General features: G+C 70.9%; 15 protein-coding genes. 5 read left to right on the plus strand and 10 right to left on the minus strand.

Annotation, left to right across the window (positions count from 1 at the left end; all coding sequences use genetic code 11):
• Nucleotides 1–12 precede the first annotated feature (12 nt).
• Nucleotides 13–237 carry a hypothetical protein gene (locus DKG75_RS08235; RefSeq protein ID WP_109920602.1) on the plus strand — a complete coding sequence of 75 codons (225 nt, stop codon included), beginning with the start codon at nucleotides 13–15 and terminating at the stop codon, nucleotides 235–237.
• Nucleotides 238–259: 22 nt separating this feature from the next.
• On the opposite strand, the gene DKG75_RS08240 is transcribed toward DKG75_RS08235, so the two are convergent.
• The 8 genes from DKG75_RS08240 to rsmI all read right to left on the minus strand — a co-directional run bounded on the left by DKG75_RS08240 (nucleotide 260) and on the right by rsmI (nucleotide 6,571).
• Entirely contained in the window at nucleotides 260–811 is a 552-nt protein-coding gene (locus DKG75_RS08240) for a hypothetical protein (RefSeq protein ID WP_109920603.1), read from the minus strand.
• A gap of 131 nt (nucleotides 812–942) precedes the next feature.
• Entirely contained in the window at nucleotides 943–2,220 is a 1,278-nt protein-coding gene (locus tag DKG75_RS08245; RefSeq protein WP_109920604.1) for a methyl-accepting chemotaxis protein, read from the minus strand.
• Nucleotides 2,195–2,719 carry a PAS domain-containing protein gene (locus tag DKG75_RS08250; RefSeq protein ID WP_109920605.1) on the minus strand — a complete coding sequence of 175 codons (525 nt, stop codon included), beginning with the start codon at nucleotides 2,717–2,719 and terminating at the stop codon, nucleotides 2,195–2,197. The genes DKG75_RS08245 and DKG75_RS08250 overlap by 26 nt, the downstream gene beginning before the upstream one ends.
• A gap of 60 nt (nucleotides 2,720–2,779) precedes the next feature.
• Nucleotides 2,780–3,724, minus strand: a complete 945-nt coding sequence (gene gshB / locus DKG75_RS08255; RefSeq protein WP_109920606.1) for a glutathione synthase — start codon at nucleotides 3,722–3,724, stop codon at nucleotides 2,780–2,782.
• A gap of 32 nt (nucleotides 3,725–3,756) precedes the next feature.
• On the minus strand, nucleotides 3,757–4,602 hold the full coding sequence (locus DKG75_RS08260; RefSeq protein WP_109920607.1) for a SirB1 family protein: 846 nt from the start codon (nucleotides 4,600–4,602) through the stop codon (nucleotides 3,757–3,759).
• Nucleotides 4,603–4,610: 8 nt separating this feature from the next.
• Nucleotides 4,611–5,195, minus strand: a complete 585-nt coding sequence (locus tag DKG75_RS08265; RefSeq protein ID WP_109920608.1) for a BON domain-containing protein — start codon at nucleotides 5,193–5,195, stop codon at nucleotides 4,611–4,613.
• Between the two features lie 27 nt (nucleotides 5,196–5,222).
• Nucleotides 5,223–5,582: a YraN family protein gene (locus DKG75_RS08270; protein WP_109920609.1), complete on the minus strand. Its 360-nt coding sequence runs from the start codon at nucleotides 5,580–5,582 to the stop codon at nucleotides 5,223–5,225.
• A complete protein-coding gene (gene rsmI, locus DKG75_RS08275) occupies nucleotides 5,579–6,571 on the minus strand; it encodes a 16S rRNA (cytidine(1402)-2'-O)-methyltransferase (protein WP_109920610.1) in 993 nt (330 codons plus the stop codon). Before rsmI ends, DKG75_RS08270 begins: the two co-directional genes overlap by 4 nt.
• 92 nt (nucleotides 6,572–6,663) lie before the next feature.
• Between rsmI and DKG75_RS08280 the strand changes: the two genes are divergently transcribed.
• Nucleotides 6,664–7,731, plus strand: a complete 1,068-nt coding sequence (locus tag DKG75_RS08280; RefSeq protein ID WP_166646410.1) for a penicillin-binding protein activator — start codon at nucleotides 6,664–6,666, stop codon at nucleotides 7,729–7,731.
• Between the two features lie 7 nt (nucleotides 7,732–7,738).
• Here the strand turns inward: DKG75_RS08280 and DKG75_RS08285 are convergent, their stop codons facing one another.
• Together DKG75_RS08285 and DKG75_RS08290 are read right to left on the minus strand one after the other, a co-directional pair.
• On the minus strand, nucleotides 7,739–9,094 hold the full coding sequence (locus DKG75_RS08285; RefSeq protein ID WP_133636848.1) for a GGDEF domain-containing protein: 1,356 nt from the start codon (nucleotides 9,092–9,094) through the stop codon (nucleotides 7,739–7,741).
• Nucleotides 9,095–9,100: 6 nt separating this feature from the next.
• Nucleotides 9,101–9,904, minus strand: coding sequence for an alpha/beta fold hydrolase (locus DKG75_RS08290; RefSeq protein ID WP_208111987.1), 804 nt, complete (start codon nucleotides 9,902–9,904; stop codon nucleotides 9,101–9,103).
• 194 nt (nucleotides 9,905–10,098) lie between these two features.
• On the opposite strand from DKG75_RS08290, the gene htpX reads away from it, so the two are divergent.
• Genes htpX through rpe form a run of 3 tightly spaced genes read left to right on the plus strand, consistent with a single transcriptional unit; the run spans nucleotide 10,099 to nucleotide 13,027 of the window.
• Nucleotides 10,099–10,980 carry a zinc metalloprotease HtpX gene (gene htpX / locus DKG75_RS08295; protein ID WP_109920614.1) on the plus strand — a complete coding sequence of 294 codons (882 nt, stop codon included), beginning with the start codon at nucleotides 10,099–10,101 and terminating at the stop codon, nucleotides 10,978–10,980.
• 21 nt (nucleotides 10,981–11,001) lie between these two features.
• A complete protein-coding gene (locus tag DKG75_RS08300) occupies nucleotides 11,002–12,321 on the plus strand; it encodes an RsmB/NOP family class I SAM-dependent RNA methyltransferase (RefSeq protein ID WP_109920615.1) in 1,320 nt (439 codons plus the stop codon).
• 40 nt (nucleotides 12,322–12,361) lie between these two features.
• Nucleotides 12,362–13,027: a ribulose-phosphate 3-epimerase gene (rpe, locus tag DKG75_RS08305; protein ID WP_109920616.1), complete on the plus strand. Its 666-nt coding sequence runs from the start codon at nucleotides 12,362–12,364 to the stop codon at nucleotides 13,025–13,027.
• Nucleotides 13,028–13,069 lie beyond the last annotated feature (42 nt).

The raw sequence follows: 13,069 nt of genomic DNA on the forward strand, positions 1-13,069 counted from the left end.
AGGAGGCCCGCCATGAACTACGGCGTTGTGACCGTCGTCGCCTATTGGCTGCTTTGGCTTGTCATCACCACCGAGGACCTGCTCGGCCTGGCCGGGGCCCATGCCTTCGGCGTCGGCGGCACGGTGGTCTATCTCGGGCTCGGCCTGGTCGTGTTCCTGACCGGGGCGATCGTCTACGGCATCGTCGCGCAGGAAATCGACGCCCGCCGGCCGGGCCGGGGCCCGGCCACGCACTGACTGGGTTTAGCGGGAGTTGGGGTTAGCGGGAAATGTCCAGCTTGCCGGCTTCGCCCGGCTTGCCGAGGACGCCCGGATAGTCCGATTTCAGGGTGTTGACGATGCTCGCCCAGCGCAGCACCGGCATGTTGGCCTTGCCCGGCCAGAAATATTCCTCGCGCGCGACAAGGCCCAGGCGCCGCGCGCAATGGAACACGCCGAACGGGGTGTCGATGCCCTTGGGGTCGAAGATCACACCCTCGGGCAGGGCGTAGTTCACCGCGCGCGAGACCTGGGTGCTGCACACGCCCGAGCCGATGTAGTCGTCGTCCCTGGCGCTCGACTTCTGGACATATTCGACGACATAGCCCGGGATGACCGAAGCCTTCAGGTATTGCATCAGGATCGGGCGGTGCTCGTTCGCCTTCATGTAGCCGGTGATTTCCAGCGCCTTCCAGCCGCTGGACGCCTGCAGCCAGCCGCCGCCGACATTTTCGAACGAATAGGCGATATTGCCGACCGCGATGGCCGAATGGCCGGGGCCCGCGCCGTCGAAATTGCTGACGAAGGTCATGATCTTCACATCGAGTGCCATGTTCACCGCTCCCCCGTGTCCGGTGCCGCTTCGGTCGCGGCCGTGCCCGTCCAGGCCAATGATGGCGGGACCCTAGCACGGCGGCCGGCGGGCCGCCGTAACGGCGATCACAGGGCCGGCGGCCGGGGCCGTCAGGCGGTTCGGATCTCGTGCAGGAATTTGCCCACTTCGCCGCGCAGGGTTTCCGCCAGGCGGGCGAGGTCGGCGGCGGCCACGGTCATGGTGCCCGCCGCTTCCGCCGTATCGGTCGCCCCGGTCGAGACGTCGGCGATATGGACGGTGACATCCCGGCTGCCGGCCGCGACCTGTTCCACATTCTTGCTGATTTCCTGGGTCGCGGTGGTCTGTTCCTCGACCGCGCTCGAAATCGAGGTGGCGGCATCGCGCAGGTCGTCGGTCGCGACATTGATGCGGCCGATGCCGGAGACGGCCTGTTCCGACCAGGATTTCATCTCCTGGGCCTGGGTGCCGATGCGCACCGTCGCCTCGGCGGTCTGGCGGGCCAGGGTCTTGACCTCGGCCGCGACCACGGCGAAGCCCCGGCCGGCCTCGCCCGCGCGGGCGGCCTCGATGGTCGCGTTCAGGGCCAGAAGATTGGTCTGATTGGCGATCTGCTGGATCATCTTGACGACATCGTCGATCGACTGCGCCGCCGTCGAGAGGTGGCGGATGGTCTCGCCGGCGCTGCCGGCCTCAAGGGCGACGGTGGCGGCCAATTCGCCGGTCAGATGGACCTGGCGGCTGATCTCGGCGATGGAGGCGGCCAGTTCGGTGGTCGCGGCGGCGACGGTCTCGCTGCTGGCGGCGGCCTGTTCCGAGGCGGCGGCGACGGCGCCCGCCCGGTCCTGGGTGCCGGCGGCGATGGCCGATACGCCTTCCGCCGAGACGGACATCTCGGTCGCGGCCGCGGCGACGGCGGCGACCACTTCGGCGACGCTCGCCTCGAAACCGTCGGCCAGGCGGTGGCGGGTGGCCCGTGCCTCGTCGCGCAGCGCCTGCATGCGCATGCGCGCCTCGTTGATGGTCCGCGCGCCCAGCTTGAAGGCGCCGGTCATGCCGGTTTCGAGGAAGGGCCGGTGGAAGGCGCCCTTGCTGGCGTGTTCCAGGCTGGCCATGCTTTCGCGGATGAAGGCGTCGGTCAGGTCGAGGACGCGGTTCAGGTGGCGCAGGAACGGCACCGCCGGGCCCAGATGCTCGATGCCGACGGCGCGGGCCTCGAAATCGCCGACCGCGACCCGGCGGCAGGTCTCGGTCGCCTTGTCCAGCGCCTCGCGCAGGAGGGCGTTCTCGGCGGCGAGGCGGCGGTTCTCGGCGCTGAGCGCCGGGTCGGGGGCGGTGCTCGCGGGGGCGCCGGCGGGGGTGGGGGCGCGGCCGCGCAGGCGCTCAAAGAGAGAAGACGAATTCGTCATAACCGATGCCCGCGTGTTCGAGGTGGCGGTTCAGGGCGGCGATGCCGGCGGCGAGCCCGTCCTTGGGGCTGGCGGCGCGACGCTCCGTGTTCAGCAGGTCTTGATAGAGACGGCCGACGGCATCGACCGCCGGGCGTTCCGGCGTGCGCCGGTTGGAATGATAGCCGACGATGCGGCCCCCGGCGTCGCGGCTGGGCGTGACATGGGCCAGCACCCAGTAGAAATCGCCGGCCTTGGTCATGTTCTTCACATAGGCGAAGATTTCGCGCCCGGCCTGGACCTCGTTCCACAGCAGCCAGAACACGCAACGCGGCATCTCCGGGTGGCGGATCAGGTTGTGGGGCTGGCCCAGCACCTCCGCCTCGGTATAGCCGGCGATATCGAGAAAGACGTCGTTGGCATAGGTGATAATGCCCTTGAGGTCCGTCTTGCTGACGATGACCTCGTCGGATGCGAAGAAAACCTCGCGGTCCGTGGGCTGGACGGTCGGTCGGGACATCGGTGCTGCATACCCCTATAAATTTTAGGGATATGGAGCGCCGGGGAAGTGAAGAAAGCGTTACCGGGCGCGCCGATTCTCGATCGCTGCCCAGATCAGGGCTGCGACATTTGTGCCGTCGAAGGTTTCGATCTGCTGGATGCCGGTCGGGCTGGTGACGTTGATCTCGGTCAGATAGTCGCCGATCACGTCGATGCCGACGAAGATCTGGCCCTTTTCCGCCAGCACCGGGCCGATGGTGTCGCAGATCTCGATCTCGCGCGGGGTCAGGCTGCTGCGCACGGCGGTGCCGCCGACGTGGAGGTTCGAGCGCGCCTCGCCCGCGGCGGGCACGCGGTTGATGGCGCCCACCGGCTTGCCGTCGACCAGGATGATGCGCTTGTCGCCTTTGCGGACCTCGGGCAGGTAGCGCTGGACGATGATCGGCTCGCGGTAGAGCTGGGTGAAGGTCTCGAGCAGGCTGCCCAGGTTCTCGTCGCCCGGCTTCAGGTGGAAGACGCCGGCGCCGCCGTTGCCGAACAGCGGCTTCACGATGATGTCCTTGTGGGTCTCGCGGAAGGCCTCGACCTCGGCTTTCCGCGAGGTGATCAGGGTCGGCGGCATCAGTTGCGGGAAACGGGTGACGAAGAGTTTTTCCGGCGCGTTCCGCACCTCGACCGGATCGTTCACCACCAGGGTCTTGGGGTGGATATGTTCGAGGATATGGGTCGCGGTGATATAGGCCATGTCGAAGGGCGGATCCTGGCGCATCAGGACGACATCGACGCTTGCAAGGTCGATCTCGCGTCCCGGCCCGGCGGTGAAATGGTTGCCGGTCTCGCGCCGCAGTTCGAGGTCGCGGGCGAAGGCGACGACCTTGCCGTCCTTCAGCGACAGGTCGCGCGGCAGGTAGTAGCAGAGCTTGTGGCCCCGCGCCTGGGCTTCCAGCCCCAGGCGGAAGGTCGAGTCGACGGCGATGTCGAAGGACTCCACCGGGTCCATCTGGATGGCGACGGAAAGGGCCATGATCGTGCCTTGTCTTTGAATGTGCGGGTCTGTCAGTTCAGGCTGCGGCGCCATTGCTCCAGCAGGCGCTGGGCCTCGATCGTCTCGAAACCGTCGAGGGAATGCTCGATGCAGTTCTCGAGCGCCTTTGCCGCGGCGCCCAGCCGGCCGAGGCCGTGCTGCGCCTTGCCGTAGTCGAGCCAGAGGGCGGCATCGTCAGGCGCCAGGCGCAGCATGGAGCGCGTCAGCTGCCCCACCCGCTCGACGTTGCCGTCGGTCTGGGCGCGGCTTTTCAGGTTGTTCTGGAGGCGGAGCAGGATCGCCCGGTTGCCCACCGTATCGGTCAGGGCCGGGGTCAGCTCCTGGTCGGGGCCCATCAATTGCTTCGCCAGCCGGCGCAATTCCATGATGTCGAGAACGCGGCCGCCGTTGAAGGGATCGAGGATCAGGCGCTCGCCCCGGACGTCGAGGCGCATCAGGAAATGCCCGGGAAAGGCGAGGCCGTCGAGGGCGAAGCCGGCGCCCCGGGCGGCATGGGCATAGAGGACGCCGAGCGCGACCGGCAGGCCCTTGCGCCGGTCGATGACCCGGATCAGGTTGGCGTTCTGCGGGTCGTCATAGGTCAGGCGGTCGCCGTCATAGCCGAAACGGTCGCCGAACACCCGTTGCAGGGCGCCCGCGACCTCGATCGCGGTGGTCGCCCCGGAATCGCGCACCGCCGCCACCAGGTCGTCCAGGTGCCCGCGGTATTTCCCGAGCGAGATCCCCGGCCGGTCGAGGGCGGCGAGCAACAGGGCCGTGCCGGCCAGGTCGATCGCACGGTCGTCCAGGCGGCCGGCGGCGTCGAGCGCGGTCTCGATCTCGTCGGGCAGGGGGGGCACGGGTTCGAGGCGCGGCATGTTCGATCCTATTCGGGCGAAACCTGGATGGCGCTGACCACCTTCTGCACGCCGGAGATCGAGCGGGCGATCTCCACCGCCTTGTCGCGCTGGGCTTCACGGCGCACGACGCCCGAAAGATAGACGATGCCATTCACGGTTTCGACCCCGATCGAAAAGCCGTTCAGCGAGAAATCGGTGACGAGGTTGGATTTCACCTTGGCGGAGATCCAGCTGTCGCTGGCATAGCCGCCGACGCCGCCGTCGTCCGCCAGCTGGATCTGGTTGTCGACCGCCTTCACGCCCTCGCAGGTCTGGGCGATGCCCGTCGCCTCCTGGCAGTCGGCCTCGGAAGCGACGGTGCCGACCAGCAGCACCCGGCCGCGCACCACTTCGGTGCTGACATTGGTAAAAAGGCTGGTCGAACGCTTCAGCAGCGCGTCGTTGATGCAGATGCGGATGCCGGCGTCGTCGGCCACCTGGCCGGGGGCGCGGTTCTGCGCGGCGACATAGCCGGCGGTGCCGACCGCGCCGACCGCCGCCGCCACGCAGCCCCCCAGCGCGGGGGCGGCGAGGCCGAGGGCGGTCAAGGCGGCGATAGTCTTGCTGGTCATGGTTTCGCGTCGTCCTTCAGGGCGGGTTCAGCCGATTCGCCATGCATCCCTTATATGCAGGGGCGGCCGCCAGGGCACCACCAGGATTGCATCGAAGCGGGCGTCGAGCGACGCCAGCGCCGGCCGGCCCGCGACATAGAGCTGGGCCGCCCGGGCGATGCGCAGCCGCTGGCGCCCGGCGATCGCTTCGCCGGCCTCGGCCATGGCGGTGCGATGCTTCACCTCGATGAAGGCGAGGGTGTGGCGGCGTCGGGCGACGATGTCGATCTCGCCGGCCGGCGAGCGCCAGTTGCGCTCCAGGATGCGATAGCCCTTGAGGCGGAGGAGCAGGGCCGCCGCCGCCTCTGCCAGCCGGCCGCGGGCCCGGGCTTGCCGCCTTGCACTCAAGGCTGGTCCTTCAGGGCCATGGCCCGGGCATAGACCTGGCGCCGGGGCAGGCCGAAGGCGGCGGCGACCTTGGCCGCGGCGGCGGACGGCCCGGCATGGGCAAGTTCGGCCAGCAGCGCCCGGTCGACCTCCGACTCGAGGGGGGCGGCGGCCGCGTCCGGCGGGCCGATCACCACCACCACCTCGCCCTTCGGCGGCCCCGCCGTCTCGTAATGGCGGGCCAGGGCGTCCAGGGGATCGCGGCGCACCTCCTCGAACAATTTGGTCAGTTCGCGGGCGACGGCGGCCGGGCGCGGGCCCAGCATCGCCGCCGCATCCGCCAGCATGTCCGGCAGGCGCTGCGCCGATTCGAGGAAGACCAGGGTCGCCCCGACGACGGCCAGGTCTTCGAGGGCGGCGCGGCGCGCGGCGGTCTTCGGCGGCAGGAAGCCGGCGAAGAGGAAACGGTCGGTCGGCAGGGCCGCCAGGGTCAGCGCGGCCAGGACCGAGGACGGGCCGGGCAGGGTGGTGACCGCGATGCCGGCGGCGACCGCCTGGGCCACCAGCTTGTAGCCGGGATCGGAAATCATCGGCGTGCCGGCGTCCGAGACCAGGGCGATCACCGCGCCCTGGGCCAGCCGGTGCAGGATCTCCGGCCGTACTTTCGCCGCGTTGTGGTCGTGATATGGCATCAGCGGCTTGTGCAGGCCATGGATCTGCATCAGGCGGCTGGTGACGCGGGTATCTTCGCACAGCACGAGATCGGCGCCCCGCAGGGTGTCGAGGGCGCGCAGGGTGATGTCGCGCGCGTTGCCGATCGGCGTGGCGACGAGGTGCAGGCCGGGGCGCGGTTTACTTGGGCGCCCGCCGCCGCTACCTTGGCCGTCCAAAGGTTCGAGACCAGGAGTGTTGTCCGGTGCATCCTCAGGCGCAGGCGGCGGCCCGCTGTTTTCCCCATCCGTCGCATCGGGGCTTTCTGCCGCCGCGAATTCGGCCTCGTTTCCGTTCATCCCTCATTGCCCTCGTCGCCCTCGTCATGGCCGGCTGCACGACGACCGGGACCGACACTAGCCGCAATAGCCCCCCGCCGTCAGCCGTTCCCGTGCCGGCACCCCAGCCGGCCGCGCCGCAGCTGGCCAGGATCGGCCTCGTCCTGCCCCAGAGCGGGCAGGCGGCGGAAACCGGCAAGGCCTTGCAGGATGCGGCCGAACTCGCCCTCTTCGACCTCGGCGCCCAGGATGTCGAGCTGCTGCCGGCGGATGCCGGCGGCTCGGCGGCGACCGCGGCGGGCGCCACCCAGAACGTGCTGGGCGCCGGCGCCGGCATCGTCGTCGGTCCCCTGGGGGCGACCTCGGTCAAGACCGCGGCCAATGACGCGCGGCGCCGGGGCGTGCCCATGCTCGGCTTCTCCACCGACCGCGCGGCGGCGGGCAACGGCGTCTACCTGATGGGCTTCATGCCCGAGGAACAGGTCAGCGCCATCGTCGGCCATGCCGCCGGCGCCGGCCTCAAGCGCTTCGCCGCCCTGATTCCCCAGGGCGCCTATGGCGAAGTGGTGGGGGCGGCCTTCGATGTCGCGGTCAGCGCCCAGGGCGGCCATGTCGTCGCCATCGAACGCTACCGCTCCGGCAGCCTGCAACCGAACGAAGCCCTGCGCGCCCTGTTCGCGCCCGGGCCCGACGGCCGCCTGCCGATCGACGCCCTGTTCGTGCCGGAGGGCGGCGCCGCGCTGCGCCAGGTCACGGCGACGCTGGCCGGGCTCGGCTTCGATCCGCGCCAGATCCGCCTGCTCGGCACCGACCAATGGTCGGGCACCGATCTCGGCACCGATCCCCTGACCCTGGGCGGCTGGTACGCCGGTCCGCCGCCGGACCGGTTCGAGCGTTTCGCCAGCCATTTCTCGGCGACCTATGGCCGCCGGCCGCCGCGCATCGCCGCCCAGGCCTATGACGCCATGGTCCTGGCCGTGCTGCTGTCGCGCCGGCCGGGCGGTTTCGCCGATGCCGGCCAGGCGCTGACCGCGCCCGATGGTTTCGCCGGGGTCGACGGCCTGTTCCGCTTCCGCGCCGACGGCACGCCGCAGCACGGCCTCGCCATCCTGGAAGTCACGGCCTATGGCCCGCAGGCGGTGCGCCCCGCGCCCGAGAGTTTCGGCGGCCAGGGCTTCTGAGCCGAGCTCAGCCGGCGGCCGCGACCCGGTCGCGGCCCGCGCGCTTGGCGGCATAAAGCGCCTCGTCCGCCCGGGCCAGGACGGCGGCAAGTTCCGTCTCCCCCGGCCGGGCGCCGGCAAGGCCGATGCTGACGGTGACCGCGATGGCCGCATCGCCGACCTCGACCGGGGCGGCGGCGATCGCCGCGCGCAGCCGTTCGGCGATCAGCCGGGCATCGGCGGGCGCGGTCCCGGGCAGCAGGGCGGCGAATTCCTCCCCGCCCAGGCGGGCGGCGATATCCCGGGCGCGCAGGGCGGCGCGCATCCGGTCGGCGGTGGCGCGCAGCACCCGGTCGCCGGCGGCATGGCCGTAACGGTCGTTCACCGCCTTGAAATGATCGAGGTCCAGCATCAGCAGCGACAGGTCGTGGCCTTCGCGTGCCGCCTGTTGCAGCAGGGGCGCGGCCAGGGCGTGGAAGCGGTGCCGGTTGACGAGGCCGGTCAGGGCATCGAAATGGGCGGCCCGTTCGAGGTCGGCCGCCTGGTGCTGGCGCTGGGTGACATCCTCGAACAGCCAGACCCGGCCGAGGCGGCCGTCGCCGGAAACCGGATGGGTGTCCACTTCCAGCCAGCGCTCCCCCCATTGCCAGAGGGTGACCAGGGCATAGTTCGGGTCGGCCTGATGGGGCGCATAGAGCGCCTCCAGCGCCTCGGCATTGGTACAGGCCCTGCGCAGCGCGGTCATGCGGGCCGCGATCTGGGCGATCTCGACCCGGCCCGCCGGCAGGTCCAGAAGCTCGGCCGCGCGGCGGTTGACCAGATTATTGTTGCCGCCGCCGTCGATCAGGACGATGCCGGCCGGCACGCTGTCGAAGACGTCGCGGAACAGGCCGAGGTTGAGGCGCCGGTGCAGCGCCTCGCGCCGGCTGGCCAGCATCTGGCCGAAAACCTGGCGCAGCAGCCCCGGGGCGTGGCCGATCTCGTCGCGGAACGGGCAGATGCAGGTCCGGGCGCCATTGGCGGCCCAGAGCAGCAGGACACCGCTGCGCGGGGCGCCGGGCACCGGCGTCGGCACGAACAGGACGCGTTCCGCCGGGCGGCCGAGCGCCAGCAGCACCGCGCTCGGCAGGTGCAGGCCCTCGGCCGGGCGCGGGCTGTCGGTCCAGTCCAGCCGGTCGAAACCGTGCTCGGGCAGGCCGAAGACATCGGGCAGGGGCGGCGGATCGGCCGCCAGCGGGGTGGCGAAACCCGTGTCGTCCGCCTCGAAGGCGAGGACGAGATCGGCCCCGCTGGCCGTCCGCACGAAGGTGGTGAGGGCGCCGAGGCCGGCACTTTCGCCCGCCTGGGGCAGGCGCGGCAAGCGGTCGCTGCCTGAGAAGGGCACGGTGCTTCAGTCTCCGGTCCCGGCAAGGTGCCGCGCCAGGACGGCGACGACATTGGCGGGCGCGGTCATATGGGGCAGGTGGCCCCTGGCCTCGATGACGTCGAGGGTGGCGTCCGGGATGTTCCGCTGCAGCCATTCCGCGGCGCCCAGGGGGACGGCCAGGTCTTCCCGCGTCTGGATCAGGTGGGCGGGACGTTCCAGGCGCGGCACCAGGGCGCGCATGTCGGACTGGAAGATGGTGCGCGAGGTGGCGAGCGCGATATCGGGCCGCATGGCGAAAAGGCTGCGGGAAAAATCGGCGATCGCCTCGCCGTCGGGCACGCCGACCACGGCGGGGGCGAAACCGGCGCACCAGGCCTGGTAATTCGCCGCCATCCCGGCGTAGAGGCCGTCGAGATCGGATTGGTCGAAGCCGCCGGCATAGGCGCCGTCGTTCAGGTAGCGGGCCGAGGCGCCGATCAGCACCAGCCGGCTGAACAGGGCCGGGCGGGCCACCGCCGCGGCCAGGCCGATCACGCCGCTGACCGAATGGCCGACGAAGATGCAGCGCTCGACCGCCTGTTCGTCGAGAAGGTCCAGCAGGTCGTCGACATAGCCGTAGAGCGAGGCATGGCGCCGCGGGTCGTAGGTCGCCGCCCCCCCGGGCCCGGCCCCGGCCAGATTGTAGGACAGGGTGCGGAAATGCGCGTCCGCCCAGGGCCGGATGCCGTGCCACGCGTCCTGGTCGGTGCCGAAGCCGTGGGACAGTACGAGAAGCCGGCGCCCCGCGCCCGTGATGCGCCCCTCATGTGCCGCGAACCTGCCGCCCACCCGCTGCTCCCGTCCTGGTCCGTCCCGGCGGGACGGCGTGGCGTCGTTACTCCGCCCATATATTAGCCATGAATGGCGGGGGCACAATGAGGGCCGGCGACCGGGGCATGCTTGATCCCCGCCCGCCGCCCACCCACATGGTGAGGCAGGGCCAGCGCCGGGCCGGCCCCTGGTCCTCATCGGGGAGCCGTCTCTTGGGTTACGTCCGTACCGCCTTGCTGCTGGCCGCGCTGACGGGCCTGTTCCTGGCCGTCGGCTGGCTCGTCGGCGGACAGAACGGGCTCGTCATCGCCTTTCTGGTCGCCCTGGCGATGAATGCCTTCGCCTATTGGAATTCGGATCGCATGGTCCTGTCGATGTATGGCGCGCGGGAAGTCGATGCGGCCGCGGCGCCGCGCCTTCATGCCATCGTCGCCCGCCTTGCCGACAATGCGGGCCTGCCGATGCCCAAGGTCTATGTGATCGAGAATGCGCAGCCGAACGCCTTCGCCACCGGCCGCGACCCCGGCCATGCGGCAGTCGCCGCCACCACCGGCCTTCTGAACCTCCTCAGCGAGGAAGAAGTGGCGGGCGTGATGGCCCATGAATTGGCCCATGTGAAGAACCGCGACACGCTGGTCATGACCGTCACCGCGACCATTGCGGGCGCCATCGGCATGCTGGCCAATTTCGCCCTGTTCTTCGGCGCCTCCTCGTCCTCGAACGACGGCGAGCGCAGCCATCCGCTGGGCCCGGTCGCCGGCCTGCTGGTCGCCCTGCTGGCGCCGCTGGCCGCCGCCATGGTGCAATTCGCCATCTCGCGCAGCCGGGAATACGAGGCCGACCGCATCGGCGCCGAGATCTGCGGCCGGCCGCTCTGGCTCGCCTCGGCGCTGGCCCGCCTGCACCGGGGCGCGGAGCGGGTGGAGAACCGGGCGGCGGAGGCCAATCCGGCCACGGCCCATCTTTTCATCGTCAATCCCCTTCACGGCCGGGCCATGGATGGGCTATTCACCACCCATCCCCGGATGGAGAACCGGATCGAGCGCCTGCGCCGCATGGCGATCGCGATGGGCCAGGCCGGACCCTGGAGCTGAACAGAGAAAGCCGAGCGCACGATGACCGATCCCGCCCCGGCGGGCCTGAGCCCTGCCGGCGTGGCCGCCCGCTTCGCCGCCCTCGGGCTGATCGAGGCGGTGATCGCCCGCGACCTGCCGCTTGACGAGGCCGTCGACCAGTCGGCGGCGCTGCCCCGGCTGGAGCCGCGCGACCGCGCCTTCGCCCATGCCCTGGCGGCGGCGGCGATCCGCTCGTGGGGCTTTCTGCATGCGGTGGTCGACCGCTGCCTGGACCGGCCGGGCGGCCATCTGCCCGACCGGCTGCGCGCCATTCTGGCCCTGGGCGCGGCCCAGCTCCTGATCCTCAAGGTGCCGCCCCATGCCGCGGTCGGCGCCACGGTGCAATTGGTCGACGGCGGCCTCGCCCGCCTCAAGGGGTTGGCCAATGCGGTGCTGCGCCGGCTGGACCGGGAAGGCGGGACGATCACCGCCGGCCTCGACCGTGCTCTCCTGTCGACGCCGGACTGGCTGTTCCAGGGCTGGGTCGCCGCCTATGGCGCCGAGACGGCGGCCGCCATCGCCGCCGCCCACCAGTTGGAGCCGCCCCTCGATCTGACCCTGAAGCCGGGGCTGGACCGGGCCGACTGGGCGGCGCGGCTGGGGGCCGAGGTCCTGCCCACCGGCTCGCTGCGCCTTGCCGGCAGCGGGCGGGTGACGGACCTGCCCGGCTATGCCGAGGGGGCGTGGTGGGTGCAGGATGCCGCCGCCGCCCTGCCGGCCCGCCTGTTCGGCGATGTCGCCGGCGCCCGGGTGATCGATCTCTGCGCCGCCCCGGGCGGCAAGACGGCGCAACTGGCCGCGGCCGGGGCCGTGGTCACGGCGGTCGACCAGGCCCGCGGGCGGGTGGAGCGCCTGAACGAAAACCTGGCCCGCCTCGGCCTTGCCGCCGAGACGGTGGTCGCCGATGTCGCCGCCTGGCGGCCGGCGGACAAGGTGCCCTTCGTCCTGCTCGATGCGCCGTGCAGCGCGACCGGCACCCTGCGCCGCAACCCGGATATCGCCCTGCACCGGGGCGTCGAGGATACCCGCGCCCTGGCCCGCATCCAGGGCAAGCTGCTGCGCGCCGCGATCGACATGCTGGCGCCCGGCGGCACCCTGGTCTTCTGCACCTGTTCGATCGAACCGCGCGAGGGCCCGGGGGTGATCGAGACCGCGCTCGGCGCCGGCGCGCCCTTGCGCCGCGCCCCCATCCGGCCCGACGAAGTGCCGGGGCTGGCGGCGGCGATCAACCCGGCCGGCGACCTCCGCACCCTGCCCAGCCTGTGGCCGGAGCGCGGCGGACTCGACGGATTTTTCGCCAGCCGGCTGGTTCGCGTCTGAACCGGTTGGCATTCGCCGCCATAGCTGTTACGAGCAGGTCATGCAGCAAGCCACCCGCATCGCCCCGTCGATTCTCTCCGCCGACTTTGCCCGCCTGGGCGAGGAAGTCCGCGCGATGGATCTCGCCGGTGCCGACTATATCCATGTCGACGTGATGGACGGCCATTTCGTGCCCAACATCACCATCGGGCCGGCCGTGGTCGCCGCGCTGCGCCCGCACACGAAGAAGCCCTTCGACGTGCATCTGATGATCTCGCCGGTCGATCTCTTCATCGAAGGCTTTGCCAAGGCCGGGGCCGATATCATCTCGGTCCACCCGGAAGCCGGGCCCCACCTGCACCGCACCTTGCAGACGATCAAGGCCCAGGGCGTGAAGGCGGGCGTGGTGCTGAACCCGGCGACCCCGGTCGCCGCGGTCGAGACCGTGATCGACATGGTCGACCTGATCCTGGTCATGTCGGTCAACCCCGGTTTCGGCGGCCAGAGCTTCATCGCCAGCCAGCTCGACAAGATCCGGGCCCTGCGTAAGCTGATCGACGCCACCGGCCGGGCCATCGACCTCGAGGTCGACGGCGGCATCAATCTCGAAACCGCGCCCCAGGCGATCGCCGCCGGGGCCGACGTCCTCGTCGCCGGCACCGCCAGCTTCACCGGCGGGCCTGCCGCCTATGCGGGCAATATCAGCCGTCTGCGCGGCGGCGCCTGAGGCCAGGCGATGACGACCGGGGCAGCGGGCATCGAAGCGCCG

The organism is Zavarzinia compransoris, from assembly GCF_003173055.1.
In the GTDB taxonomy this organism is placed as follows: Bacteria; Pseudomonadota; Alphaproteobacteria; order Zavarziniales; family Zavarziniaceae; genus Zavarzinia; species Zavarzinia compransoris.

What these genes read in the sequence shown, in the direction of transcription:
- DKG75_RS08235 (WP_109920602.1), top strand. Translation starts at nt 13, where the DNA reads ATGAACTACGGCGTTGTGACCGTCGTCGCCTATTGGCTGCTTTGGCTT.
- DKG75_RS08240 (WP_109920603.1), bottom strand. Translation starts at nt 811, where the DNA reads ATGGCACTCGATGTGAAGATCATGACCTTCGTCAGCAATTTCGACGGC.
- DKG75_RS08245 (WP_109920604.1), bottom strand. Translation starts at nt 2,220, where the DNA reads ATGACGAATTCGTCTTCTCTCTTTGAGCGCCTGCGCGGCCGCGCCCCC.
- DKG75_RS08250 (WP_109920605.1), bottom strand. Translation starts at nt 2,719, where the DNA reads ATGTCCCGACCGACCGTCCAGCCCACGGACCGCGAGGTTTTCTTCGCA.
- gshB (WP_109920606.1), bottom strand. Translation starts at nt 3,724, where the DNA reads ATGGCCCTTTCCGTCGCCATCCAGATGGACCCGGTGGAGTCCTTCGAC.
- DKG75_RS08260 (WP_109920607.1), bottom strand. Translation starts at nt 4,602, where the DNA reads ATGCCGCGCCTCGAACCCGTGCCCCCCCTGCCCGACGAGATCGAGACC.
- DKG75_RS08265 (WP_109920608.1), bottom strand. Translation starts at nt 5,195, where the DNA reads ATGACCAGCAAGACTATCGCCGCCTTGACCGCCCTCGGCCTCGCCGCC.
- rsmI (WP_109920610.1), bottom strand. Translation starts at nt 6,571, where the DNA reads ATGAACGGAAACGAGGCCGAATTCGCGGCGGCAGAAAGCCCCGATGCG.
- DKG75_RS08300 (WP_109920615.1), top strand. Translation starts at nt 11,002, where the DNA reads ATGACCGATCCCGCCCCGGCGGGCCTGAGCCCTGCCGGCGTGGCCGCC.
- rpe (WP_109920616.1), top strand. Translation starts at nt 12,362, where the DNA reads ATGCAGCAAGCCACCCGCATCGCCCCGTCGATTCTCTCCGCCGACTTT.